25 protein-coding genes are annotated in these 24,412 nt (G+C 41.8%); 10 read left to right on the top strand and 15 right to left on the bottom strand.

The genetic code is table 11. The annotated features are described in order from the left end of the window. Positions 1-4 precede the first annotated feature (4 nt). A complete protein-coding gene (locus tag CDH51_RS07885; protein ID WP_100628141.1) occupies positions 5-1,108 on the bottom strand; it encodes a ferredoxin--NADP reductase in 1,104 nt (367 codons plus the stop codon). 200 nt (positions 1,109-1,308) lie between these two features. On the opposite strand from CDH51_RS07885, the gene purB reads away from it, so the two are divergent. After that, entirely contained in the window at positions 1,309-2,652 is a 1,344-nt protein-coding gene (purB, locus tag CDH51_RS07890) for an adenylosuccinate lyase (RefSeq protein WP_100628142.1), read from the top strand. 52 nt (positions 2,653-2,704) lie between these two features. Here purB and CDH51_RS07895 read toward each other — a convergent pair whose 3' ends face one another. The 4 genes from CDH51_RS07895 to CDH51_RS07910 form a co-directional block, all read right to left on the bottom strand. Further along, the gene (locus CDH51_RS07895; RefSeq protein ID WP_100628143.1) at positions 2,705-3,217 is read right to left on the bottom strand and encodes a UpxY family transcription antiterminator; all 513 of its coding nucleotides are present in this window, start codon (positions 3,215-3,217) and stop codon (positions 2,705-2,707) included. A gap of 85 nt (positions 3,218-3,302) precedes the next feature. After that, entirely contained in the window at positions 3,303-5,051 is a 1,749-nt protein-coding gene (locus tag CDH51_RS07900; protein WP_100628144.1) for an ABC transporter ATP-binding protein, read from the bottom strand. Positions 5,052-5,151: 100 nt separating this feature from the next. Further along, complete coding sequence (locus CDH51_RS07905) at positions 5,152-5,547, bottom strand: DUF1573 domain-containing protein (RefSeq protein ID WP_100628145.1); 396 nt, start codon at positions 5,545-5,547, stop codon at positions 5,152-5,154. A gap of 125 nt (positions 5,548-5,672) precedes the next feature. After that, positions 5,673-7,094, bottom strand: a complete 1,422-nt coding sequence (locus CDH51_RS07910) for an ATP-dependent DNA helicase (RefSeq protein ID WP_100628146.1) — start codon at positions 7,092-7,094, stop codon at positions 5,673-5,675. Between the two features lie 15 nt (positions 7,095-7,109). Here CDH51_RS07910 and CDH51_RS07915 point away from each other — a divergent pair, with 15 nt between their 5' ends. The 4 genes from CDH51_RS07915 (at position 7,110) to coaD (ending at position 9,660) form a co-directional block, all read left to right on the top strand. Then, a complete protein-coding gene (locus CDH51_RS07915; RefSeq protein ID WP_100628147.1) occupies positions 7,110-7,619 on the top strand; it encodes an NUDIX domain-containing protein in 510 nt (169 codons plus the stop codon). 52 nt (positions 7,620-7,671) lie between these two features. After that, a complete protein-coding gene (locus tag CDH51_RS07920) occupies positions 7,672-8,253 on the top strand; it encodes a hypothetical protein (protein ID WP_100628148.1) in 582 nt (193 codons plus the stop codon). An 11-nt stretch (positions 8,254-8,264) separates the two neighbouring features. Next, the gene (locus tag CDH51_RS07925) at positions 8,265-9,083 is read left to right on the top strand and encodes a DUF3822 family protein (RefSeq protein WP_157807073.1); all 819 of its coding nucleotides are present in this window, start codon (positions 8,265-8,267) and stop codon (positions 9,081-9,083) included. Between the two features lie 121 nt (positions 9,084-9,204). Then, positions 9,205-9,660: a pantetheine-phosphate adenylyltransferase gene (gene coaD / locus CDH51_RS07930; protein WP_026945304.1), complete on the top strand. Its 456-nt coding sequence runs from the start codon at positions 9,205-9,207 to the stop codon at positions 9,658-9,660. Here coaD and CDH51_RS07935 read toward each other — a convergent pair. Next, positions 9,653-10,327: an NUDIX hydrolase gene (locus CDH51_RS07935; RefSeq protein ID WP_100628150.1), complete on the bottom strand. Its 675-nt coding sequence runs from the start codon at positions 10,325-10,327 to the stop codon at positions 9,653-9,655. The genes coaD and CDH51_RS07935 overlap by 8 nt on opposite strands. Positions 10,328-10,464: 137 nt before the next feature. On the opposite strand from CDH51_RS07935, the gene pyrE reads away from it, so the two are divergent. Beyond that, positions 10,465-11,106, top strand: a complete 642-nt coding sequence (gene pyrE / locus CDH51_RS07940; protein WP_024284917.1) for an orotate phosphoribosyltransferase — start codon at positions 10,465-10,467, stop codon at positions 11,104-11,106. An 8-nt stretch (positions 11,107-11,114) separates the two neighbouring features. Here pyrE and CDH51_RS07945 read toward each other — a convergent pair whose 3' ends face one another. The 7 genes from CDH51_RS07945 to CDH51_RS07975 all read right to left on the bottom strand — a co-directional run bounded on the left by CDH51_RS07945 (position 11,115) and on the right by CDH51_RS07975 (position 17,228). Next, the gene (locus CDH51_RS07945) at positions 11,115-12,311 is read right to left on the bottom strand and encodes a hypothetical protein (RefSeq protein WP_100628151.1); all 1,197 of its coding nucleotides are present in this window, start codon (positions 12,309-12,311) and stop codon (positions 11,115-11,117) included. Positions 12,312-12,317: 6 nt separating this feature from the next. Further along, entirely contained in the window at positions 12,318-13,151 is an 834-nt protein-coding gene (locus CDH51_RS07950) for a type 1 glutamine amidotransferase (RefSeq protein WP_394335568.1), read from the bottom strand. A 38-nt stretch (positions 13,152-13,189) separates the two neighbouring features. Next, on the bottom strand, positions 13,190-14,308 hold the full coding sequence (locus tag CDH51_RS07955) for a carboxylate-amine ligase (RefSeq protein ID WP_100628152.1): 1,119 nt from the start codon (positions 14,306-14,308) through the stop codon (positions 13,190-13,192). Positions 14,309-14,325: 17 nt separating this feature from the next. Continuing rightward, complete coding sequence (locus CDH51_RS07960; RefSeq protein ID WP_100628153.1) at positions 14,326-15,282, bottom strand: ATP-grasp domain-containing protein; 957 nt, start codon at positions 15,280-15,282, stop codon at positions 14,326-14,328. A gap of 21 nt (positions 15,283-15,303) precedes the next feature. Continuing rightward, complete coding sequence (locus CDH51_RS07965) at positions 15,304-16,017, bottom strand: esterase family protein (protein ID WP_100628154.1); 714 nt, start codon at positions 16,015-16,017, stop codon at positions 15,304-15,306. Positions 16,018-16,115: 98 nt separating this feature from the next. Beyond that, positions 16,116-16,637: a hypothetical protein gene (locus CDH51_RS07970; protein ID WP_100628155.1), complete on the bottom strand. Its 522-nt coding sequence runs from the start codon at positions 16,635-16,637 to the stop codon at positions 16,116-16,118. 69 nt (positions 16,638-16,706) lie between these two features. Next, the gene (locus tag CDH51_RS07975) at positions 16,707-17,228 is read right to left on the bottom strand and encodes a gamma carbonic anhydrase family protein (RefSeq protein ID WP_100628156.1); all 522 of its coding nucleotides are present in this window, start codon (positions 17,226-17,228) and stop codon (positions 16,707-16,709) included. Between the two features lie 112 nt (positions 17,229-17,340). Here CDH51_RS07975 and CDH51_RS07980 point away from each other — a divergent pair, with 112 nt between their 5' ends. Genes CDH51_RS07980 through dinB form a run of 3 tightly spaced genes read left to right on the top strand, consistent with a single transcriptional unit; the run spans position 17,341 to position 20,446 of the window. After that, positions 17,341-18,063, top strand: coding sequence for a YceI family protein (locus CDH51_RS07980; RefSeq protein ID WP_100628157.1), 723 nt, complete (start codon positions 17,341-17,343; stop codon positions 18,061-18,063). Between the two features lie 57 nt (positions 18,064-18,120). Beyond that, a complete protein-coding gene (locus CDH51_RS07985; protein ID WP_232724777.1) occupies positions 18,121-19,356 on the top strand; it encodes an anthranilate synthase component I family protein in 1,236 nt (411 codons plus the stop codon). Then, a complete protein-coding gene (gene dinB / locus CDH51_RS07990) occupies positions 19,346-20,446 on the top strand; it encodes a DNA polymerase IV (RefSeq protein WP_262494515.1) in 1,101 nt (366 codons plus the stop codon). The genes CDH51_RS07985 and dinB overlap by 11 nt, the downstream gene beginning before the upstream one ends. A gap of 3 nt (positions 20,447-20,449) precedes the next feature. Here the strand turns inward: dinB and CDH51_RS07995 are convergent, their stop codons facing one another. Beyond that, positions 20,450-21,754, bottom strand: coding sequence for a pyridoxal phosphate-dependent aminotransferase (locus CDH51_RS07995; RefSeq protein WP_100628159.1), 1,305 nt, complete (start codon positions 21,752-21,754; stop codon positions 20,450-20,452). A gap of 211 nt (positions 21,755-21,965) precedes the next feature. On the opposite strand from CDH51_RS07995, the gene CDH51_RS08000 reads away from it, so the two are divergent. Beyond that, positions 21,966-23,186 (top strand): metallophosphoesterase, encoded by a 1,221-nt coding sequence (locus tag CDH51_RS08000; RefSeq protein WP_100628160.1) that lies wholly within the window; start codon positions 21,966-21,968, stop codon positions 23,184-23,186. Positions 23,187-23,203: 17 nt separating this feature from the next. Here CDH51_RS08000 and CDH51_RS08005 read toward each other — a convergent pair whose 3' ends face one another. Further along, entirely contained in the window at positions 23,204-24,406 is a 1,203-nt protein-coding gene (locus CDH51_RS08005) for a 6-bladed beta-propeller (protein ID WP_100628161.1), read from the bottom strand. Positions 24,407-24,412 lie beyond the last annotated feature (6 nt).

Below are 24,412 nucleotides of genomic sequence, written 5' to 3' on the forward strand. Positions count from 1 at the left end.
AACTCTATTCGATTGTGATTTTAATGTCGTCACTTACAGCACGAGAAGAGCAACATAAAATATATCCTTCTTCGATCTCCTTGGGACTCAAGCCAGCATCCTCGTCCATTTTCACCTGACCAGAGGTAATTCTACCACGACAAGCAGTACAAAGCCCACTTTGGCAGCTATATGGCATATCCAAACCAGCCTCCAAACCAGCTTCTAAGATGGTTTTATCCGGAGATACGCTCACAAGATGATCTTCCCCTTCCAAAGTGATTTTCACATCCCGTGTCAAAACTCCCGCAGCAATCCCAGCTTTTGCATCTGCCTTGGCTTGCTCTGCAGCTGCTGAAAAAAAGCTTTCGGTGTGGACACGCTCATCAGGTACTCCGATTTCGTTGAGGACATTTTGAGCAGTGCTCATGATTCCCTCCGGTCCGCAGAGAAAATAGATTTCTTCATATCGCTGCTCATACTCGGTATTAGCGACAAGCTCTTTGAATTTGGCATGATCCAATCGGCCATAAGTTCCTGTCCACTCGGATGAAGGTTGGCTAAGAACATGCTCTATCCTTAGGCGATCAGGGTTGGCCTTTTCCAATTTTTCGAGTTGATCCTTGAAAATGATCATTTCCTCATTTCGGCTGCAATAAATTAATGTCGCAATGGACTTGGGTTCATTGACCAAAACAGATTTCAATATCCCCATGATAGGCGTGATCCCACTTCCACCCGCTACCAGAATAAAGTGCCGCTGAAGTGAGCTGTGAAAATCAACCGTGAAATTTCCCAAAGGAGGCAGGACGTTGATGGTTTTACCCGGAAACACCTTCTCATTGAGATAGTTGGAAAAAAGACCTCCTTCTACCTTTTTGACCGAAATCCCAGGAAAAGGATCGACAAAAGGAGATGTACAAAGGCTGTAAGAGCGTCTATGCTCCTTACCCCCAAAGTCCATAACCAAAGTCAAAAACTGACCGGGTTTGTACTCCAAGAAAGGTTCTGGCTGCTCAAAATATATACTTACAGTATCTGGCGTTTCCCTGACTACTTCCCTCACTTTTAGAGGTAAGAAATTTGACTTCTTCGCTTCAGGTTTCTTCTTCTTAAATAAATTAAACATTCCTACAGGGATATATTCGGGTGCAAAATTAATGAGGCAACTGACAATACAGAGCTTATGCCTGATTTTTCAATAGTCAAACCATAATTTCTTTCGCTTAGTTTGCTCTGATCGATAATTATTCTTCTATCGGGGCATATTTTCAGGCAATGCCGTAAATTGCAGCTCAAATTGGAAAGTACTTCATCACCAATCTAATCATGGAATTCAATCCCCTGACCGCCATCAGTCCGGTAGATGGCAGATATGCCGGCAAAACCGAAGCTTTAAGAGCCTATTTTTCTGAATTTGCTTTGATCAAATATCGAGTTCATGTAGAGGTAGAATATTTCATCGCCCTTTGCGAACTCCCCCTTCCTCAATTGGCAGGTTTTGACACAGATCTTTTTGCAGCTCTGCGAAATATTGTCAAAAATTTCTCCCTTGAGGATGCAGAAGAGATCAAGGAAACTGAAAAGGTCACTAATCATGATGTAAAAGCAGTTGAATATTTCCTGAAGAAAAAATTTGATGAGCTTGGACAAGAGCCTTTCAAAGAGTTCATCCACTTTGGGCTTACCTCTCAAGACATTAATAATACAGCTACTCCGCTCATGTTGAAAGAGGGATTGGAGAAAGTAATCTTGCCTACGCTTGATAGTGTATTGAACAAGCTCAGAGAACAAGCTAAATCTTGGGAATCCATTCCCATGCTGGCCAAAACCCATGGTCAGCCAGCGTCCCCCACTCGACTCGGAAAAGAGTTCCAGGTTTTTATCACCCGAATTGAGCAGCAACTTGAGCAACTCCAAGCAGTCCCCTATTCAGCGAAATTTGGTGGCGCTACAGGTAATATGAATGCGCATTTGGTTGCCTATCCACATTTGCCATGGAATGACTTTGCAAAGCATTTTGTAGAAAAATATTTAGGCCTTTCCCGCTCATTTCCCACTACTCAGATAGAGCACTATGATAATCTTGCTGCTCTTTTCGATGCAATGAAGCGCATCAACACAGTCTTATTGGACCTTTCGAAAGATGTGTGGCAATATGTGGCGATGAATTATTTCAAACAGAAAATCAAGGCTGGAGAAGTAGGCTCCTCTGCTATGCCTCACAAGGTAAATCCGATTGATTTTGAAAATGCGGAAGGAAACCTGGGTATCGCCAACGCTCTTTTGGAGCATCTCTCAGCAAAACTTCCGATTTCGAGATTGCAGCGGGATCTGACAGACAGCACCGTCCTTCGGGTCATTGGAGTGCCATTAGGCCATATGCTTATCGCTCTAGAGTCTCTGAAAAAAGGACTAGGGAAATTAGAGCTCAACAGAGCCGCGATCGATTCGGATTTACAAGAAAACTGGGCAGTAGTTGCTGAAGCAATACAGACTATTCTACGACGCGAGGGTTACCCAAAACCTTATGAAGCACTGAAGGATCTTACAAGAACAAATGAAAAAATCACCCAAGATTCCATCGCCAAATTCATCGAGGGTTTAGCCGTCTCTGATGAGATCAAGCAGGAATTGAAGCAGATTTCACCCTTCAGTTACACCGGTCTTTAAAGTAAAAAAGGAATGCAAAAGCATTCCTTTTTTGTTTTGAATAAACTTAATTTTAAGATGCTTTGGAGGGAAGCACCTGTAGATATTTACGAGGGAGATTAATCAACATATTCTGGTAAATACCCGGGATTCTGATTACGAAATAATCTTTATTTCCCTTTTCGATACATTCCCCAACCATATTTTGAAGTGGTCCTCCGATGACTTCCACTTGCTCGCCGGGTTCGATTTCAGTACCGTCGGTTTCTACAGCTACTCCCGTTTCGACTACCCGTTTGATTTTATCCAAATCCTCTTCCCGAACCGTAGCATGCTGACCTGAAAAGTGGACGAATTTCACTGCACCAGGCTCTTGGAGACATTCCCAAAGCTGGTTTCGTTGGGTTTTGACAAATACATAACCATTAAAAAGTGGACGTTCTACTTTTTTCTTCCTATCGGACCATTGACGAAGTTCTGTCACCAAAGGAAGGTAAACGTCCCATCCCTTCTCTCTCAGTCTTTTCGCTACCTTTTTTTCCGAACGCGAAGCCGTGTACATCACGTACCATTGAAGTTCACTCATTTCTAAAATTTATTTGGGAGATCAAATTTACAAAATACCTTCCTGCAAATCGAATGCCTTGGCTTTGACTATGATCAAAATGAAATCAAATCCTAGCCTGATAAGTATACAGCTGATAATATCGCCCTTCTAGCGCTATTAATTCATCATGTTTGCCGCGCTCCACGATCTCGCCCTGCTCGATGACCAAAATCTGATCTGCCTGTCGAATCGTACTCAACCGGTGAGCAATCACGAATGTGGTACGCCCTTTCATCAATTCCTTCAAACTGGCTTGGATGAGCGTTTCTGACTCCGTATCCAGATTCGAAGTAGCTTCATCCAGAATGAGAATTTTCGGATCAGCCAAAATCGCCCTTGCGATAGCGATTCGTTGGCGCTGACCGCCAGAAAGCTTGACTCCACGCTCACCAATCAAGGTGTCCAACCCATCCTCAAAGCGATCGGTGAACTCCTGAACATGAGCAGCACGTACAGCTTGATGAAGTTGGTCTTCTGTGGCATCCGGCCTTGGAAAAAGGATGTTTTCGCGGATAGTACCTTCAAAGAGAAAATCATCCTGGAGCACTACACCCAAGCGGGACCGATAGGACTCCAAGGTCACTTCACCCAAGTCATTTCCATCCAGAGAAATCTCTCCAGAATCAGGATTCAGAAAACTAGCTGCCAAACCCGCGATCGTAGTCTTTCCCGAGCCGGAGGTTCCGACAAGTGCAGTAACTGACCCTGCTGGAGCCTCGAAACTGATTTCTTTCACCACTTCTTTTCCTTCCTCGTATGAGAATGATACCTTATCGAAAAGAATATCTCCTTTAAAATCATGAAGTTCGATTTTCCGCTTTTTATCATCCGATTCCAGCGGAGCATTCATGATTTCCTCCGTTCTATCCAAGCCGGCGAAAGCTTCTGTGAGTTGGGAGCCAATATTTGACATTTGAACGATGGGTGCGATCATGAATCCCAAGTAGAGCGTAAAGGCCAAGAAGTCACCAAAAGTCATTTGACCTTCCATAATCATCCAGCCACCAATCCCCATGATGCCGGCAGATGCCAGTCCCAAGAGTAAAGTCCCCGCTGAAGTAACAAATGATGTCGCAGTAAGACTTGATTTTACATTCTGAAAAAGTTCATCTACTCCTTTTTGGAAAGTTTTGATTTCCTGCTCTTCTGCATTGAAGCCTTTGATCACACGGATCCCCCCTAGTGTTTCAGTAAGCCTTCCGGTCACTTGGGCGTTGATTTTTCCCCGCTCTCTGAAAATTGGGCGGATTTTGCCGAAAGCTTTCAACGAAACAACTCCAAAGACAATCACCGGAACGAGAACATACAAGGTCATCATCGGTGAAATACTGATTAGTAAAATCAAGGAAATCACCGCGGTCAAAATTCCACCTATCATCTGTGCAAACCCAGTCCCCACCAAGTTGCGGACACCTTCCACATCACTCATAATCCGAGACACCAATTCCCCGGTTTTGGTATTGTCAAAAAACCGAATGGGAAGCTTGATAATATGACTTTGGACTTGGGAACGAAGCTTAGCGATGAGATTTTGTGCTTCTACTGAAAGGATTTGTGTCAGAGCATAGGATGTGACCGATTGAATTACAATGGCTGCAACCACTGCAATTATCAGCCATTTCAAAAGGTGTAGATCATTGGAGGGGATGACATCATCTACCAAGTACTTACTCGCACCGGGAAGAACTAATCCTGCTAATCGACTGATTACAATTAAAAATAATCCAAGCAGTAGGTGCTTTCGACGGGGCCAGACGATGGTCGCAAACACCTTTTGGATACTGACCCGCTTTTCTTTTGGTTTCTGTTTCATGATGTAGACAGGCAATTAATAAACAATTTGTGGATTTGGTTCCCGGGTAATAAAAAAGCCCGTCAAAATGACGGGCTTGAATTCTTATTAATTGAAAATCTTATTTGGTCTTGGGCAACACATTAGAAATCAGTGAAACCTTTTCGATAGGCTCTGAAGCATTGGAATAAATCCTCACGACAGAGTTCTGTTTTCCCATTTTCCCAGCTGAATTAAAGGAAACTTGAATCTCAGCTGATGCTCCGGGAGCGATGGGCTCTTTTGGCCAGCTAGGTACCGTACAACCACAAGTAGCAGCTACATTTGAGATTACCAATGGAGACTCACCAGTATTGGTCAATTCGAATGTGTGAGAAACTTTCTGACCTTGCACGATGTCGCCAAAATCAACAGACTTTTCCTTGAAGGTAATCACTGCGCCAGATTCACTTTGTGCATTGACTTGGATTACAAATAAGAAGGCAAATAAGCCAAGTAGCAAACCGAATTTTTTCATATCTCTCATTATTTTAATTATTCAAATATTCAACTTTTCAATAATAACTCAAAATCCAGACCAGTATAAGATCTGAGGCGCATTTTAACTTATTCTAACAGACAGACATGCCCTTTTGTCAGCTTTTAGAAAAATTGCGGAGCAAAGTTCAACAGGTAGAGTTCCTCCTTCGCACGGGTCACAGCAGTATATAGCCAGCGTATAAAATCACGATCAACCTGACCATCCGGTAAATATCCTTGATCCACAAAAACCGCCTCCCACTGACCACCTTGGGCCTTATGACAGGTCAAAGCATAGGCAAACTTAACCTGAAGTGCATTTAAATAAGGGTCTTTTCTGATCAACTCCGTTCGCTCAGCTTTACTTGCGACATCCGCATAGTCCTCCGAAACCTGATCGTAGAGCTTACGGTATTCTTCACGCGTCAATGCTGGTGCAGCAGAATACAGTGTGTCTAATAGTACCTTTGCTTCGAAATGAGGCTCATCCGGGTAATCCAAAAGCCTGAGCTCCAAAGTCGCAAAACGAAACCCATACAACTCCTCAAAACTTCTGATCTTCATGATTTCGGCCATGTCACCATTTGCCAAAAAATTCACCCGGTCTGAATCAGCCATATAAGTGTAGTTATTTTTGACTATCATCAGCAAGTCCCCCGTATCAATTTCATTTTCATAGAAAAAAATCATGCGCCGAATGTATTGATTGTATTGCACCGCATTTTTATTGGATCGGGTTACAATCACGGTGTTTTCTCTTCCAAATTTGTCATATCCATAGCGCAATCCATCTTCAAGCCGCTCGCCCGTCATTTTGAAAATATCTCTAAAGCCGCCTGTTTTTAATTTAATCTGGGGGTCTTTCTTACCCAAAAGCTGCCTTAGTCCCGTTGCATTAAATAAAATACCGGATTCCTGGCGCTGACGCATCACCTCAGTCAACTCAATTTGGGAGGCATTCAGCCGAAATTGCCTCTGCAAATATCCAGACTCCAATGCAGGGCTGTATTCACTTCCCACCGGAGGTAGCTGTGCCGTATCCCCCACTAAAAGAAGACGATTATTTTCCCCACTAAACACAAACCGAATCAGGTCCCCTAGAAGCGTTCCCGACATACCGCCGTCGTCAGATAGCATAGAGGACTCATCCACAATAAATACCGTGTCCTTGAAGTAATTTTTCTGAAGAATAAAACCAAAGCCCAAACCCGACACTTCCTCTTTCGGCTTATATATAATCTTGTGGATAGTAAAGGCAGATCGTGAACTATACCCAGCCATTACTTTTGCAGCCCTACCGGTAGGAGCTAGCAAAAGCGACTTCATTTTGAGTCGCGGAAGCACTTTTACCAGTGCAGAGACGAGCGTAGTCTTTCCAGTTCCGGCGTAGCCTCTTAGGATAAAGGTGGGCTTTTCCTCAGTCTCTTCTAGGAGGAATTCATCCATCCCAAGAAAAAATCGCTCCTGCCCCTCTGTTGGTTCAAAGGGAAAATATTTTCTGATAAAACCCGACGGTCTCTGACCTAGCTGAGTATCTTTACCCATAAGAGACGAAGGTAAATGAGAGAAGACAAAATAGGGCAAGAAATCGAATCGAAATTCGGAAATAAACTTCGAACGCGGGTAAATGGTGTATTGATCCGCGATGAAAAAATCCTGATGGTCAGACATAAAATGAGTGATCAGAGGGATTTTTGGTCAGTACCTGGAGGTGGGATGGACTTTGGATCGGATGCTCCCAGCAATTTGAAGCGGGAGTTTATGGAGGAAACCGGATTGGAAATCGAAGTAGGCAAATTCTTGTGTGTGCATGAGTTTTTGAAGCCCCCTTTACACGCTATAGAATTGTTTTTCGAAGTAGAAATGAACGGCGGAAAACTACATTTAGGAATAGATCCCGAGCTCGAAAGCCAGAATCAAATCTTGAGCGAAATCGCATGGATGAGCTTAAAAGATCTTAAAAACGTACCTCATGATTCTATTCATCAGGTATTTTGGGGAATAAAATCATTCCGAGAGATAGGATTGTGGAAAGGATATTTTAATTTTGGAAATAAATACCTAAAATAGCACGGCAAAAAAGAACCATCAACCTTACCCAGATTTTAAAACTCAAATCAAAATGAATCTAACCAAAGTCTTATCCTTCGTATTTCTTTTGGGTGCACTAGCACTTGGCTACTTTCTATGGAAAGGCGTCGATGATGTCGTAGAAGCAGAGAAAAGAATTGCTCTAATTGAAGGTGCTGTCATCGAAAAGCTTCAGATGCTTAGAGATGCACAACTTGCTTACGAAGCTTCCAATGGAAAATATGCTTCCACCTGGGACAGTCTTAAAACCTTTATCCAAGAAGGCGAAATCTGGTTGATTCAGCGTACAGAAACAACCAAGCTACTTGACTACGGAAAAGAAGAGACAACTGTCACTTTCGATACTTTGGGTTCTGTTCCGGTGATTGACTCCTTATTCAATGAGCGTAAATTCCCTGATTTCGATCTTGATAAATTAGCTGTAGTACCTGGTTCAGGAGGAAAGCAGTTTGAGTTTTTCGCTGATAAAATTGAGCGAAATAGCTACATGATCAACGTATTTGAGATCAGAGACCCTGCTCCTATCAACCCAGAAAGAAGATTGAACAACAACGAGAAGGCTCTTCGTGTAGGATCCAGAACAGACGCCTCGACTGAAGGTAACTGGAAATAATCCAAGCGAAATTGGAAACCACTCTAAAAGTATTTAAAAGTGATAAGTTTGATGCGGGTGATACCGCAAGCTTATCACTTTTTTTATACCCTAGCTTTTTAGCAATTTTTGCAAAGGATCAGAATCAAGCCAATATTGGCATTCATTTTTATCCAAAATTTGATTGGAACTCTCTGGAGAAGCTCATCATATCCGATCCATTACTGAAGATCGATGTGCCAGCCAGAGTCTATCTTCATCAATCCGGATTCAGCTTAGTACCGGGGGTTTTGTATTCTAGCGAAAATGACAGAACCTATCTGGAATATGTACAGGAACTTCCTGAAAAGTCACATTTTTTCCACACAGCACTGGACAGTAATAATGTTCAGATCGTTTCATTCATAGAGGAAAAGCTTAAGCGAAGCCTTCAGGCTCGGTTTACTGAAATTTCCTTTTATCATGGCTCCTGTTCTTTTCTGTCTTACCTCTTCAAAGAACGATTCAATCTGATCGGACAAGAAATACTTGTTAATCTTTTGGATGGTAAAATGTATCTAGCGGCCTTTACCGATCAAGAGCTTACTACCTTCAATATGTTTGAGATATCAGAGAAGGAAGACCTGCTAAAGTATGTGCAGATTCTGATCAAGCAATTGAATTTTAATCCAAAGCACGTTCGGGTTACAATCTATGGAGTACCTTCTAAGTCCGAAATCACAGAAGAATGGGCTCAAGAGTATTTCCATAATGTGCGGATTTTAACCCCTCATGCCAATCAGAACTACTCTCACGGATTCAAAAAAATAAAGGATTTGGGTCTGTTTGAGGTATATTGGCAATATCAATAAGGATCATCCATCCGTTTGGATAAAAAAACACTCTTTTATAAGAAAGAAACACCCTTAAGATTTATTGAAAGTCTCAAAGGCTATTTGAGCGAAGAAAATAACTTTTGCGAACGACAAACCCATGAAAAAAACAGCCATTTTCCCCGGATCTTTTGACCCCTACACCAAAGGACACCATGACATCGTCATGCGAAGCTTGGATATTTTTGATGAGGTGATTATTGGCATTGGGTATAATTCGACCAAGAAAAACCGCTATTTTGATATCGACCTGATGGTTAAAAAAATAGAGTCAGTGTACGAAGGTATGGATTCAGTGAAAGTAATTGTCTACAATGAGCTTACTTCAACACTCGCTAAAAAGCATGGAGCTAATTTTCTGATTCGGGGACTACGTAATACCACCGACTTTGAATATGAGAATACCATCTCTCAAATGAACCGCTATCTCAACGAGGACTTGGAGACAGTTTTCCTGATTACCTCCCCGCAGTATGCCGCTATCAGCTCCACCGTCATTCGGGAAGTGCATCGCTATGGAGGAGATGTGAGCGAGTTTTTACCTTATTCTATTTAAAATTCCCCTTCAGCATTTGCTTGAAAAGCCAGCGCATGGATGGGTATGAATTGATTAAAGCTACTTTAGCCTCTTCGATTCCAAACCATCGAATATCATCAATTCCCTCCTCCAATTGTGGAGTCATCTGACTATCATCTGTACAGGACATGGTATACCAGTAGGTCTTTTTTAGGATACTTTTCCGGTTTTGGGTGTAAGTATGCCAAGTGTTACAGATATGACTTCCCATTTTGACCTTTATCCCACATTCCTCCTCGACTTCACGAAGCGCGCATTGCTCAGGAGTTTCGCCTTTATCGAATTTGCCTTTTGGAAAATCCCACTTCCCCAATCGATGGATCAGAAGTACCTTTTTGTCTTTTAAGACTATCCCTCCAGCAGCTCTGATCGTATAAAACCGACTTTTGATAAAGCTCTTAAGATCTCCCTTAGTATGTGAGACTAAAGTAATGGAGTCTAATTCTCTCAGCTTCCGCGTTCTTAATTGATACAAAATTCGAATCACTAAATCAACCGAGGGGTCCTTGAACAAAATATCGTCCTGCCAGCGCTTAATTGGGGGTAATTCCTGAGAGTCAGAAAAAACTCCCTCGAATTTTTCAGGATTGACTAATTGCTTGTAGCTGATTATATCCAGCGGTTTGTCATTAATAAAAATCCGCATAAAAGCACGGCTGGGTTTAATGGTTGTTTCTGAATGATAGTACGCATAGGCATCTTACCATTGCGTTAAGATTTTAAAAATGCAGATTTTTTATACCAAGACAAACATTCCTTTCGGGTTTCCTGTATTTTTGGGCTATGGAAATTTTATCGAATGAACTAGCAGCTGAAGTAGCCGATCAATTATTGAAAATTAAAGCGATTCGTCTTCAGCCCGAACAGCCCTTTACCTGGGCCTCAGGTTGGAAATCCCCGATCTATTGTGACAATCGGCTTTCCCTATCATTTCCGAAGGTCCGTAATCTGATTCGGGATGGTTTGACTCAATCCATTCAGCATTTTTACCCTCAAGCCGAAGCGATAGCAGGTGTTGCAACTGCCGGTATTCCACAGGGGGCACTTTTAGCCAATGAGCTTGAAATCCCATTTCTCTATGTCCGATCCAAACCAAAAGGTCATGGAATGGAAAACATGATTGAAGGCCAAATTACCCCAGGTCAAAAAGTAGTGGTGGTAGAAGACCTTGTCTCCACTGGAGGAAGTTCTCTGAAAGCTGTTCAGGACCTGCGCAATGCAGGATTTGAGGTCTTAGGAATGGTGGCCATATTCAGCTATGGATTTCCGGTAGCAGCTGAGAATTTCGAGAAAGCAGGAGTCAAATTAGTGACGCTATGCGATTATGAGCATCTTTTGCCAAGAGCGGTTGCAAAATCCTACATTGACGAAAAAGCACTTCAGTCACTTGGCACATGGAGAAAAGACCCATCTGCGTGGGGATAAAGGGATGATTAAGCTTTTTTAGTAAAAAGGCCTATTGACCCTCCCACCCAGTCTTTGTCTTTATTGAATTTGACCCCTATCATTTCGCCTCGACTCAGACGGACTAGGTTTCCTGCTAAAGTAGGTTTTTCGTCAGCCTCAGGCCAGATTGCTAAGATTCGAACCTCCACCTTTACCAATCCATCCGGTGCCTGGATTACAGGCTTGTAGCTCACTTTCTTTTGTAGCATATACAAGCCTTTGTCTTGGACTGCCTCAATATCAGCTTTAGTCACATTAAATATTACTCCTGCACCTGAGAAGGAAAATAAAGGCTTCAAAACGTAATTTTCAAGATCCTCTGGTATTTCCTGAAGCTCACTTAGCAAAGTAGACTCAATAAAATAAGGTCCATGAAGATGGGGAAGAATAAACTTTGAAATCCGCGTGTACCAATTGGGATGCCCGGCCCATTCTACCTCGAGCTCATCTGTGAAGCTGAACTCCATTTTCAAGTCTGGTCGAGCAAACAATTCATCAAACACTACCCGATTGTAGATTCGCTTTATCTGAACTTCTTGACCGTCTCGGTTTTTGTAAAAAAGCTTTTTCCCTTTTTTAATCACCTTAGTCACACAACAAGTGGCAATCCCAAGGTCTTTTTCACAGTAAGAAAAATCTATTTTCGTATTTTGTTTTTCAGGTTCAATTTCCAATAAAACCACTTCTTCTGGAGCATATTGTCCCAAAATTGTGCTTTTTAGCAAAGAAAGGCAGCTATCTTCATCCAAACCTGATAGATAAGGAGTCAAGCTTTCCAGCATCGGGTAGACTTTCTTCAGCTTTTGAAAAAGATTATGCTGAAAATTGAAAATTGAAGGGAATCCCTGTACCTCAATCAGCTTCGGAGTAAGCACTCCATCTTCCTCACATACCCCAAAGTCAATTGCCATAAACTGCGTATGAAGGTCCTCATTCGGAACCTCAATATTCAAGTCAAGCGCCCTTTGGGTCAATTCTTTGAATTTGGGCTGCTTAATAAAAGTGACTAAGTCGTCGCAGGCCTGAAGTAACTTTTCCTTGAAATCATCAGGAATAAAGAAAGGCGTTTCTGCTACCCGAAAAGTAGGAATATATCCAAAGTCATCTTGAATCGAGTCAAGAAGCTTTTGGTATTTTTGCGTCGAAAACTCAGCATTGAATTGCTTCCGATAGGTTTCAATCATCGAGCTTTAGATTAAAATTTTCTTTTTTCGATAGGTAGCGATAGCCTTTATACCCCTTTCCAAAAAGTTAGGGATCAAAACCTGATTGGTTCTAACGATTTTATCTTCATCTACCAAGTGCTCGATCATATCTCTAAACTTGGCTTTTCCTTTGACTGCGATGATTTTTTCTTTCACCTCCGGCTTTTTGAGGTGTTCCAAAAAAGAAATCGCATCTGCCTCCGGATGAAACTGGGTTCCTACGATCTCATCGGAAAAGCGAATACCCATCAAGGCCCTTTCATATTCTACATGATTTCGAATCTTTTCTAAGGCGATGATTTTAGCACCCAACTGCTTGAATTTTCGCTTTTCAGGACGAATAACTTGATAATCTCTGCTATCTACTGCCCAAAAGGGATTGTCCAAATTATAGAATAATGGGTCCAACAAGCCTTCATCCGTCTTGTGGATGGTCATCACGCCAAAGGAAGTGGATTTTCTTTTAGTGATATCTCCCAGCCCAAAGTGCTTACAGGCCATCTGGAACGAGTGACAAATCAGCAGCAAAAACTTCTTCTGATTATGGTTTTGGTTCCAAATCCACACTTGATCAAGAAAGTCAAAGTATTTCAATTCCCATTCACCATTTCCCTCCAGTGGACTACCTGGCCCACCAGTTGAGATAAACAAGTCAAAATCCTGAACGTCCGGAACCTCTGATTTTCCCCGAACGTCAAAAACCCGAAAAGAAATATGTTTCTGAAAACGCCCAACTATCTCTTGTATACAACGCATGCCCTGATTGGGCTCCCCGTCATACATATCCAAAATAGCCAGATTGATTTTTGATTTTGCCACTGCGATTGAATTTTACGGGTCAAAGGTACGGCAAATACTCAAATACCTTCGGTAAATTTACCAGTGATATAGTCTACGACTTTTGCCAAGTCTCCAGTCTCAAGATAGACGGCCAATTGCTGATCAGCTCCTGTACCCTTAGCTAGAATTTGATGAACGTATTCTACTTCTTCCCGGCTACCCAACTCATCTACAACATCATCTATAAAATCTAATAGCTCAGCGATCAACTCAATAGTTGGCACTTCTGATTTCTTACCAAAATCGATCAATTTGCCTTCAATCCCATTTCTTGCTGCACGGAATTTATTTTCTCGAATCAATGCGATCCGGTAAATATTAAAGCTTGTGTTGCTCATCAATAGCTTGTAAAGCTTGGCAACCACAGCTTGTATCAGTGCGACGATGCAGGTAGTCTCCTCTACCGTAAGACACATGTCGCAAATACGAAATTCGATGGTACTAAAAAACGGGTGCATTCGAAGATCCCACCAGATTTTCTTTGGATTATCTATGCAATTGGTCTTGACCAAAATCTCCAGATAATTGTCATAAGACTGAACCGAATCAAAGTATTCGGGAAGTCCTGTCCGTGGGAATTTGGCAAAAATCTTTGCTCGGAAAGCCTTAAAACCTGTATCTCTTCCCTCCCAAAATGGGGAATTGGTCGTCAGGGCATAAATATGGGGGAGAAAGTAGCAGGCCTGATTCATCAGCTGCAAGGCAGTTTCTCTATTTTCAATGCCGACGTGCACATGAAGACCAAAAATCAAATTGGATCTGGCGATATCTTTCAGCTCGTCCACGATATGATGATAGCGGGGCTCATCGGTGATAGCCTGGTCCTGCCACTTGGCAAAAGGGTGAGTACTCGATGCTCCTACGATTAAGCCTTGCTTTCCGGCTAGCTCAGCAATTTTATTCCGTAGAAAAGCCACTTCCTTTCTGGCTTCCTGTACATTTTGACAAATATTGGTACCAACCTCTACCACGGACTGATGCATCTCCGCTTTTACTTGCTCTCGGAGCTGAATCTTTCCTCCCTCCACAATTTTGGACATGTGAGAGCGAAGGTCCCTTGTTTCGGGATCGATGATCTGGTACTCTTCTTCTACGCCGAGTGTAAACTTCGGTAGTTTTTTATTGGAGATACTCATAATCAAACAGTTAAATACTAAAAGCGCTTAGCCATCTCGACGGAGTTTTTGACAAAGGTTCCCCAAGTCAAATTCATTTTTCCGGGTTTTTGAGCTTTTGCGTAGCGAATTGCCATGTTGGCTGCCTCTTCAACTACCCATTCAAAATTTTCCTGACCTACCGAATTGACATCGGCATCAGGTGCTGGATTACCAAAGTCTATGGCATAAGGAATTCCATCCCTCACAGCGAATTCTACAGTATTGAAATCATAGCCTAATCCTTTACATAGATCAATCGTATATTTTTTGACCTTAGCTAAAAGCTTTTTCGAGGATGGTGCCCTATCCACCACATAGCGAAGATGGTGCGGGTTTCGTGGTTCATACTCCATGATGCGAACCTCTTTCCCCCCAAGACAATAAACTCGGAAATACTCATCGAAAATGATTTCTTCTTGTAGCAACATCACGAGTTGACCGGTTTCTGGATGCTTCTGAAAAAACTCTTCTTTATTCTCAAGTCTATAGACATTCTTCCAACCTCCACCTGCATAGGGCTTCATGTAAGCTGGAAAGCCGATGTATTCAAACATGCCATCCCAATCGAGAGGAGCTGCTAGATTTCGAAAGGACTTGGAAGTAGTATCCGTGGGGTGCTCTGCCGAGGGCAATAATACCGTTTTTGGTAGAGGAACACCCAATTGGTCTGCCAGGGCATTATTGAAAAACTTGTCATCTGCACTCCACCAAAAAGGATTGTTGATTACGGCTGTACCTGTCAGGGCTGCATTTTTCAAATAGGCACGATAAAAAGGGACATCCTGAGATATTCGATCAATAATCACCGCATAATCGGAAAGCTCATTTTGGATCACCTTGTCAATTTTCACTGCCTCGGCAATAATCCCCTTCTCTGCTTTTTGATTCACTCGATCGATAAAAGCCTGAGGAAAAGTATCTTCCATCCCGAAAAGTATTCCTATCTTCTTCATATTCTTATTGGATAAAATGGTTTAATCAAACTTAATTCTACTTAAATAGTGTGGAAACATCTCTTTCCAGACATCCCAATCATGAACTCTATTTTGCCTCACATCCAGCCAATGGGGAACACCTTTTTTATTGAGGCAGTCGTCTAATTTGAGATTAGCATCAAAACAGATATCCCAATTAGAAGTACCCAGTACAATATCCATCTTCCAAAGCTCATCATCATTTAATCCTGGGAGATATTCTAAGGGGCTGTTGTAATAAATATCATCATGGTTATATCCATCCATGAAATTTCTAATATCGAAAGCCCCTGACATACTGAACATATGGCTTACATATCCTGGGTGACGGAAGGCAAAGTTAGCAGCATGATAGCCCCCAAAACTACAGCCTGCTACCACCACTTTTGCTACTGCAGTGTTCAATCGAATACGCTCCACAATCTCATGGCAGATCATTTTATCATAAGCCACATGATTTTGGATGCGTTGATGGGGATGAATGTTTCTGTTGTAAAAGCTGTCAGCATCATTACTTTCCGGACAAAAAATCTGAACCAGACCCTGCTCAATATACCATTGGGCAGAACCGATCAAACCCATGTCTCGGTTTTCGTGGAAGGACCCTTTCGAGGTAGGAAAAACTACCACCGGATAGCCTGCATGTCCAAAAGTCAACATCTGAACCTCTCGATTGAGATGGGGAGAATACCATTTGAAATATTCCTCTTTCATAAAATTTCCCAAAAAGATTAATGGTCGTAAGTTTTGAAAAACTATTCAAAATATCTTGAAAAGCAAAGGATATTCTTCTTTACTCAAAAATTAAAAAATCAAAGCCTCGACCTAGAAGAAGATTGAGGAAAATATTTCTTAGAAAAGACTAATCGGAAAATACCGAACAGGACTATCCCAAGCATAATAGCCACGGCAATCCATTTGAAGGTCGTAGCAATGGAGGCTATAAGGGTAAGTACCTTAGAAGGCTCTGGAAAAATCTTCAATAGGCGCAAAACCAATAGGTTTTCAATAAAATCAAAGGAAGCTACCAAAAAAGGAAGGAAGACAACTCGCTTCATTCCCATCAGCCTGTATAGTAATCCTGAGAAAAAGACACTGTATACAATTAAATACGGTAAATCAAGAAACCATATCCCCTTCCGATAGAGGTCTCTTGTATCCATATCCATTGCCGAGAGGGATTGCCATGCTTCCGAAAATGTATAGGCAAATTTCAAATCCAGCGCATATTCCTTAGGCATAAAAAAGGAAAGCGATAAATTAAAGGCAATCATCATCAAGAAAAAGGTGATTAATGATCCCTTTTGAGATAAACTTCTAAAAGTTGATTCCATAAAAAAGCTTTAAAAGAACTCGAATTTACTCAATATCAATTAGTTAAAAAATTCTAAAAGGATTTTTTATCAGCCTTTTTGAAACCACTTAGAATACATTGGGTAATTTCTGGCTGTTCGTTCAATGACTTCTTTCATCTCAGGACCTATTTCTTTGACTTTTTTGGCGGGCATACCTGCATAAATGGAATTTGCCTCTACCACCGTATTTGCCAAGACTACAGCACCCGCGGCAATCACTGCTCCAGAGTGCACAACAGCTCCATCCATGATAATCGCCCCCATTCCTACCAATACCCGATCATGGATCGTACAGCCATGCACTACCGCATTATGAGCGATAGATACCTGATCGCCTATGTAGGTTCCGGCTTTTTGGTAGGTACAATGGATGACTACCCCATCTTGAATATTTGTTTGATTACCTATCCGGATCTCATGCACATCTCCTCGTACCACGGCATTGAACCAAACCGTACATTCATCTCCCATGATGACATCACCGACAACAGTGGCATTCGGCGCTAACCAGCATGACTCTCCGAAAATTGGCTTTTTGCCGTTTAGCTCCATTATTAAGGCTTCCTGCATTGAGTTTTTGATTTTTGAACAAATTCAAAAAATTTTCCGAGAACCAGAACTTTTTGTATTAATTTTGGTTTCCGTGTATATACATCAAATTTGAAACTAAACACAAACCATTATGAAGTTATTTAAACAAACAGGCCTATTTCTTTCGGCTGCCCTTTTGACATTCGCCTGTGGCGGACCAAGTGAAACTGTAGAAACATCTGAAGCTAAGGAAGTAGCAGAAGCTACCGGACAAGCTCTAAATCTTGATATGGATGCAACTACTATCTCTTGGAGAGGATATAAGCCAGCTGGTCAGCACTTTGGAAAAATCCCTGCTACCGAAGGTTCCTTGATGGTGACTGGTGATGAAATTACAGGTGGAAAATTCACATTTGACATCACAGGTTTGAAAATCGAAGACCTTGAGGAAGGTTCTGAGAACTACGGCAAACTTTGGGGACACTTGCAGTCTCCTGATTTCTTCGACGCTGCCAATCATCCAACTGCAACTTTTGAAATTACAGGAATCGAGCCTTTTGCTGCTGGTGATGTAATTGCTGATATGGAGCAATTCGAGACAGACAATACGCCAATGGCTGCATCTGAGCTTTCTCCTGAAACTCCTACTCATTGGATCAGCGGAAACTTGACCATGAGAGGTACTTCCAAAAACATCAAGTTCCCAGCTGCAGTTGCGATGGAAAATGGTGTAGTTACTGCAAAAGCAGGCTTCAACATTGATCGTACTGAGTGGGGTCTTTCTTACGGAGACGAAGCTAACGCAGTTGACAAAGCAAAAGATCAGTTTATCTACAATACTGTATCTTTGATGCTTGACGTAAAAGCAAACTAATTACAATCAACCAATTTAAATCAAGGGAATTCTTCGGAATTCCCTTTTTTTTGTATTGTGAACTCACACACCTATCCATTTTCAGAAGAAAAATATCTCCCTCATTTACTTCGCTGGATTGATCAAAACTACAGCCACTATCTTTTTACTCAGGGGAATAATCACTCCTACCCCAAAGGCCCATTTCCCAATCAAATTCTAGCTGGAAACCAAGCAATCAATTCAATCGAAGAGCTTGAAAAAAGATATTCGAAAGAAGCTCTGGCCGGTATTTTTTCCTATGATTTTAAAAATCAGATCGAGAAACTATCTAGTAAAAACCCGAGTTTCTTTGAGCTACCTGACTTTTGGTTTTTCCAGCCCAAACTCCAGGTATCCTGGAATAATTCGGAGATCAGTTCTAGCCAGCCATTACCACCAGAAATTTTCAATCCAGTTTGCCCAAAACCAAAAACGAAATCAGTTAGCATTCAGTCTCAGACAAGCAAAGATGAATACCTGAAAAATTTTCGAAAGATTCAGGATGAGATCCGTGAGGGCAATACCTATGAAATGAACTTTTGTATAGCGTACCAAGCGGATTTTGAAGAGCTGGACCCAATCGATACCTTTCTCAGATTGAATAAAAAGTCTCCGATGCCATTTGCGGCACTTTTTAAAGCTGGGGAAAAATATATTCTATCTGCCTCACCAGAACGTTTCCTGAAAAAAACGGGGAATCAGCTCATCGCCCAGCCGATCAAAGGAACTGCCAAAAGGGGACAAAATGAAGCAGAAGACCTCGAAAACAAAAAGCAGCTCCATGCAAGTGAGAAGGAACGTGCGGAGAACCTCATGATCACAGACCTCATGCGCAATGACCTATCCAAAGTCTCAGAAATAGGATCGGTTGAGGTTCCAGAGCTCTTTGGGCTTTACTCTTTTCCAAGAGTGCATCAGATGATCAGTACTGTATCAGCTACCCTCAAACCAAATACGACCTTTAGACAAATCATTGAGGCCACTTTTCCAATGGGAAGCATGACAGGCGCTCCCAAAATCAAAACCATGGAGCTCATTGACCAATTCGAAAACTTCAAAAGAGGCTGGTTTTCAGGCGCCTTGGGTTTTATAAACGAAACTGGGGATTTTGACTTTTCGGTAATAATCAGAAGCATCATCTTAGATCAATCGAGTAAAAAACTCTATTTTGCTGTAGGCAGTGCCATCACCATCGATGCCGAAGCTGAGCAAGAGTATGATGAATGTCTGCTAAAAGCAAATGCTATCCTGGAGGTCCTTAGTGGAAAATAAAGAAAGTAATCCTAGCCAAATCATACGAAAAATAATCCATGTCGACATGGATGCCTTCTATGCCTCGGTGGAGCAACTGGACCATCCTGAATGGCGTGGAAAGCCTCTGGTAGTTGGGGGGAATGCAGCAAGAGGCGTGGTGGCAGCCGCTAGCTATGAAGCGCGAAAATATGGAATTCACTCAGCCATGTCCTCCGTTTTGGCAGCTAGGAAATGTCCGCATCTTATTTTTGCACCTCATCGATTTGACCGCTATCGGGAGCTCTCACGTCAGATCAGGGAAATATTTTTTGAATACACTGACTTGGTCGAGCCCCTTTCTTTGGATGAAGCATTTTTGGATGTGACGGAAAATAAAATGGGACTCAAATCCGCCATTTTAATCGCCAGGCAGATACGGCAAAAAATCAAGGAAAAAACAGGACTGAATGCCTCAGCCGGGGTCAGCTACAATAAGTTTTTGGCAAAAATTGCTTCCGATCTAAATAAGCCCAATGGACAAGCAGTGATTTTGCCTGAAGAAGCCGAAGAATTTTTAGAGAAGCTGCCGATCAAAAAATTCTTTGGAATAGGAAAGGTCACAGCCGAAAAAATGGAAAAACTCGGAATATTCAATGGCAAAGATCTCAAAGAGTTTTCCCTCCAATTCCTCACCAAGAAATTTGGCAAGTCCGGCCTTCACTACTACAATATCGTGCGGGGAATTCACCTGTCTGAGGTTCAGCCTCACCGAGTCCGAAAGAGTCTCAGTGCAGAAAACACTTTCGAAAAGGACCTCATCAGCCTGGAGGAAATGGAAATGGAGTTAAAATCAATTTTCGAAGAGGTAATCAAGCGAACCCAAAAAGGAGGAATCAAAGGCAGAACGGTAACGCTCAAGCTTAAATACGCTGACTTTACCCAGCAGACTCGGAGCAAAACCTTGGAACAGTATCCCGAACCGGCTCAAATCTGGGAAGTGGGTCTAGAGCTGCTAAGGCAGGAAGAAATTCCCAAACCCATCCGGCTCTTGGGGCTCGGACTGTCCAACCTCAATATCACTGAAGAACAGGTGCATTTTGGAGAGCAACTGAAAATCCCTTTCGAATAGATCCTAGCTATTCAAATAAGACTGAATGGCCTTCCCGAGGCGAGTGAAGGTATCCTTAAAAACATCCTCATTCTCCTCCAATAGCGTCACTCGAAATCCTCGCAAATCCGAACAAAAAGAAGAAATCGGAACGACACAAATCCGCTCAGCAGCTAGTAAATAATAGACAAATCGCTTATCCAATGGCATATTCGGTTCAGTGAGCCAAGAATCCAGTAAGTCTTTTAATTTCTGGTCTTCGATCGGCAGAAACTGATTTTCAGAAAGTCTCCCTTCCTCAAAAACAATGGTATTGTAAAAAGCCCCCTGGGTTGGATTAAACTTGATTCCATCAATTTCACCCAAAATCTCCCGCATCCATTCACTTCGCTTCCCAATTTGTGCATTCGCTCTCCCTCGATAGGAGAAATAGGCAGGATGACTCATAATCCTTGGAATGGATAGCTGGGGTAAAATGGTCGAGCAAACCTCGATCATCTTGGCATTTTCTAATGTCTGGCAGAGTTTGGAAAACTCTTCAGAAGCTTCCCGATTGTAAAACTCCATCCAACCGCAACGAGCCCCAGGCCATGGGAATTCCTTGGAAATTCCTTTCAATGAAATGGCAGGACGGTTTCCGATTACTTCAGCGAGGGCGACTGCTTTGATGCCATTGTAGGTAATATTCTGATAGATCTCATCAGCGATTAGCAGAAGCTTAAATTCCTCGGCTATTCTCACAAAGCCTTCCAAAATCTCTTTGGGATACACCATCCCGGTTGGATTGTCGGGGTTGATAATCAGAATCCCAACAATGGAGGGGTTGTATTTGACTTTCAGATACAGGTCCTCCATGTCCGGAAGCCACTGATTATCCGGATCGAGTTTGTAGGTAATTGGAGCCGCATTGGCATGAGCCGCCTCTGCAGAGCTGTGGGTAGAGTATGCAGGAGAAGGACCGATGATCCGGGCCGTTGGTACCAAAAATTGATACAGTTTGGCGATGGCATCCCCTAGCCCATTGAAGAATAAAACATCTTCCGCCGAAATTTGAGCGCCTCCTTTTTCATTATTGAGATCAGCAAGAAATCTCCTAGTTTCCAGAACCCCTTTGGAGTCGGCATATCCGTAGGTTTGATCTTCCTTAAGCAGCTCGGCAATGATGGATTTCATCCAGTCTGGAATCCGATTACTCTTCTGGATTGGATCCCCGATATTCTCCCAGGTCATCCCATAGCCCAAGGCCTCGATTTGCCTTGCTTTCTTGACAATTCCACGAATTTCATAGGAGAGTTCTTCGGCTCCTGGTCTGAGGAGTAGCTGTCTCATAGTGTAATAGGCTGGTTGGTGAAAAATTTCGTCACAAAGAAAAGGAAAAGTAAGGTGATTTTTTAAATGCAAGGCGAAAAGGAAAATCCAGAAGCTTACGAAACTTCTTTCAGCCTAACAGGTTTACCCAAAGGATTTTCCAACTTGATTATATCCTTTCCGTTTACCTATTTTATTGCTCGATTTCCTTCCTTTAAAATTCTATTTCTAAGTGGTTTTTATCCGTATTCTGTTCTTTCTGCTCTTTCTAGGGCTTATTGATTGGTATTCTTACCAAGCCTTCAAAACACTTTTTCCAAATCAAAACTGGGTCAAAATCGGATTTTGGGCATTTTCAATAGGGATTTACCTATTCGCAATCTTCGTTTTCCTGACTTTTGACCGAATCAATGTTGGTTTGAATTTCGGAAGGCTAATCTCCCTTCTGGTACTTTCTATCCTTCCCAAGCTGATTATTCTGGTTTTTCTTTTCGGTGAAGATATCACACGTGTTGTTAGAGGTGTTTTTCAGTCGATCAGTGGAACTAACAATGGGGATTTCTTGCCAGAGCGACGGAAATTTATCAGTCAAACCGCCCTGCTACTTTCTGCCATTCCTTTTTTGGGAACCCTGCATGGGGTATTGATTGGAAAATACCGCTACCGGGTGATGAAGCATACCCTGGAATTTGATGACCTACCGGAGGAATTTGATGGATTTACTATCACCCAAATTTCGGATATCCACTCCGGAAGCTTCGACAACAAAGAGAAACTCGAATACGGAGTGGACCTGATCAATCAGCAGGAGTCCGATATGATTCTATTTACGGGTGACTTGGTGAATAATCATGCAGGAGAAATGGAGCCCTGGATCGAGACTTTCCAAAAGCTAAAGGCTCCGATGGGTAAGTATTCCATTTTGGGTAATCATGACTATGGGGACTATGTGGCTTGGCCAAGCAATGAAGCCAAAGTCCAGAATCTTCAGCGCCTTTGTCAAATTCAAGAAGAATTGGGCTTCAAACTTCTTCGAAACGAAAACATAAAAATTCAAAAAGGTAATTCCAGCATAGACCTAATCGGGGTGGAAAACTGGGGAAAAGGCTTTGCTCAATACGGGGATCTAAACAAAGCTACCGCCAATCTGGAGGAAAAAAGTTTTAAGATTCTGATGAGTCACGATCCCTCCCACTTTGATGAGGTAGTCAAAAAATTCTCCCAACTGATCCATCTCACCCTAAGTGGGCATACCCACGGAATGCAGTTTGGAATTGAAATTCCTGGATTTATCAGATGGAGTCCCGCTTCCCTTCGATATCCAAAATGGGCCGGGCTCTATGAAGAATTGGGTCGCTACCTCCACGTCAATCGGGGTTTTGGATTTTTGGCCTTTCCGGGAAGAGTGGGAATTTGGCCGGAGATTACGGTGCTGGAGTTGAGGAGGAAATAGGAATACATTAATATGACCTATGGAAAACCTAACTCTACCCTTTTTTTGAATCGAAAAAAGAACAAAACTGGATTATCATCCCTCTGAATATTTAAAGCTCGCAACCTCTCTAGGTAAAAATTATCTTTTGTTTCAACCTCCTTTAATAAATCTAGTAACATAGGGGCATCTATCATGAATAGATGATATCCTGGTTGAGAACTGAGCTCTACACTAATTCCAATCGAATTGATGTCAGGAATAATAGTCAAATCATTCTCAATATTTTTTATTGGGTAAGCTATTTGTGACTTTTTATCCCAAATAGCCATTTTAGAGTAAATTCCTTCTCCATAGCCTAAAAACATAAAGTCAGAATGGACTTGTAAATTATTGGAAAAATAAGCCAAATTAAACTCTCTGGCCATGTTGAGCTTACCTAGTTCAGAACCAGTACTGATTCTTGAATAATCAATCTCCCGTTCTGAAAAGCGAACACGGTAGATATTTTTGAGCTGATCACTATCAAAGTCCAAAAAATATGGATTTTCTGTATCAGAAAAATAAAAACCTTCTTTATCCCATTTTGGAAAGATATGGTGATCCTTACCCATCCCATATTTGGATTGATCTTGAGAAAGAAACTTTTCATTTAAATCAATTTGTTTTAAAAACTTAAAGGACGAATCAAGAATAATAATCTGATTACTTTGATACGATTTATTCTCCCGAGTCAGGTGATACTTACTATTGAACCACTTGAAATCCGTCAATGGACCTAGTGTATCTAATTTCAAATCGCGTCCTTTTTTCTCAAAAATGTTTTGAAAAACCAGTTTATTGGTAGCATTACTATAGATAATTATCTCTTCATCAGATAGGAGCTGCACATCTCTCTGAAATTTATACTCTCCCGGTCCTTCACCTTCAGTTCCGATCAGCCTTAATAGATTCCCTTTCCAATCAAATTGAAAGATTCTCTGAGTGATTTTCCTGTCTGTTATAAGTATTTGTTCTTGATCAAAATACACGTCACTTACCTCCCCGATCAACTCCCTATCATCCAAAGGAACTATAAAACAGGTATCAAAAAATTGACTGGCTTTGAAGGTGATCGGCTGGTCAAGGTCAATCAAAATCTCTTTTTCTTCTGTATCAGATCTATACTCCTGCTCGGAGTTACAGGAAAACAATCCTATGACAATCAAAAAAAGAAAAGATCCTCTAAATATAGACTTCATAATTAG

Source organism: Algoriphagus formosus (assembly GCF_002807035.1).
Taxonomy (GTDB): Bacteria; Bacteroidota; Bacteroidia; order Cytophagales; family Cyclobacteriaceae; genus Algoriphagus; species Algoriphagus formosus.

What these genes read in the sequence shown, in the direction of transcription:
- CDH51_RS07955 (WP_100628152.1), bottom strand. Translation starts at nt 14,308, where the DNA reads ATGAGTATCTCCAATAAAAAACTACCGAAGTTTACACTCGGCGTAGAA.
- CDH51_RS07895 (WP_100628143.1), bottom strand. Translation starts at nt 3,217, where the DNA reads ATGAGTGAACTTCAATGGTACGTGATGTACACGGCTTCGCGTTCGGAA.
- CDH51_RS07915 (WP_100628147.1), top strand. Translation starts at nt 7,110, where the DNA reads ATGAGAGAAGACAAAATAGGGCAAGAAATCGAATCGAAATTCGGAAAT.
- CDH51_RS07900 (WP_100628144.1), bottom strand. Translation starts at nt 5,051, where the DNA reads ATGAAACAGAAACCAAAAGAAAAGCGGGTCAGTATCCAAAAGGTGTTT.
- CDH51_RS07885 (WP_100628141.1), bottom strand. Translation starts at nt 1,108, where the DNA reads ATGTTTAATTTATTTAAGAAGAAGAAACCTGAAGCGAAGAAGTCAAAT.
- coaD (WP_026945304.1), top strand. Translation starts at nt 9,205, where the DNA reads ATGAAAAAAACAGCCATTTTCCCCGGATCTTTTGACCCCTACACCAAA.
- CDH51_RS08005 (WP_100628161.1), bottom strand. Translation starts at nt 24,406, where the DNA reads ATGAAGTCTATATTTAGAGGATCTTTTCTTTTTTTGATTGTCATAGGA.
- purB (WP_100628142.1), top strand. Translation starts at nt 1,309, where the DNA reads ATGGAATTCAATCCCCTGACCGCCATCAGTCCGGTAGATGGCAGATAT.
- CDH51_RS07905 (WP_100628145.1), bottom strand. Translation starts at nt 5,547, where the DNA reads ATGAAAAAATTCGGTTTGCTACTTGGCTTATTTGCCTTCTTATTTGTA.
- CDH51_RS07935 (WP_100628150.1), bottom strand. Translation starts at nt 10,327, where the DNA reads ATGCGGATTTTTATTAATGACAAACCGCTGGATATAATCAGCTACAAG.
- CDH51_RS07970 (WP_100628155.1), bottom strand. Translation starts at nt 16,637, where the DNA reads ATGGAATCAACTTTTAGAAGTTTATCTCAAAAGGGATCATTAATCACC.
- CDH51_RS07995 (WP_100628159.1), bottom strand. Translation starts at nt 21,754, where the DNA reads ATGAGACAGCTACTCCTCAGACCAGGAGCCGAAGAACTCTCCTATGAA.
- CDH51_RS07960 (WP_100628153.1), bottom strand. Translation starts at nt 15,282, where the DNA reads ATGAAGAAGATAGGAATACTTTTCGGGATGGAAGATACTTTTCCTCAG.
- CDH51_RS07975 (WP_100628156.1), bottom strand. Translation starts at nt 17,228, where the DNA reads ATGCAGGAAGCCTTAATAATGGAGCTAAACGGCAAAAAGCCAATTTTC.
- CDH51_RS07965 (WP_100628154.1), bottom strand. Translation starts at nt 16,017, where the DNA reads ATGAAAGAGGAATATTTCAAATGGTATTCTCCCCATCTCAATCGAGAG.
- pyrE (WP_024284917.1), top strand. Translation starts at nt 10,465, where the DNA reads ATGGAAATTTTATCGAATGAACTAGCAGCTGAAGTAGCCGATCAATTA.
- CDH51_RS07980 (WP_100628157.1), top strand. Translation starts at nt 17,341, where the DNA reads ATGAAGTTATTTAAACAAACAGGCCTATTTCTTTCGGCTGCCCTTTTG.
- CDH51_RS07920 (WP_100628148.1), top strand. Translation starts at nt 7,672, where the DNA reads ATGAATCTAACCAAAGTCTTATCCTTCGTATTTCTTTTGGGTGCACTA.
- CDH51_RS07910 (WP_100628146.1), bottom strand. Translation starts at nt 7,094, where the DNA reads ATGGGTAAAGATACTCAGCTAGGTCAGAGACCGTCGGGTTTTATCAGA.
- CDH51_RS07945 (WP_100628151.1), bottom strand. Translation starts at nt 12,311, where the DNA reads ATGATTGAAACCTATCGGAAGCAATTCAATGCTGAGTTTTCGACGCAA.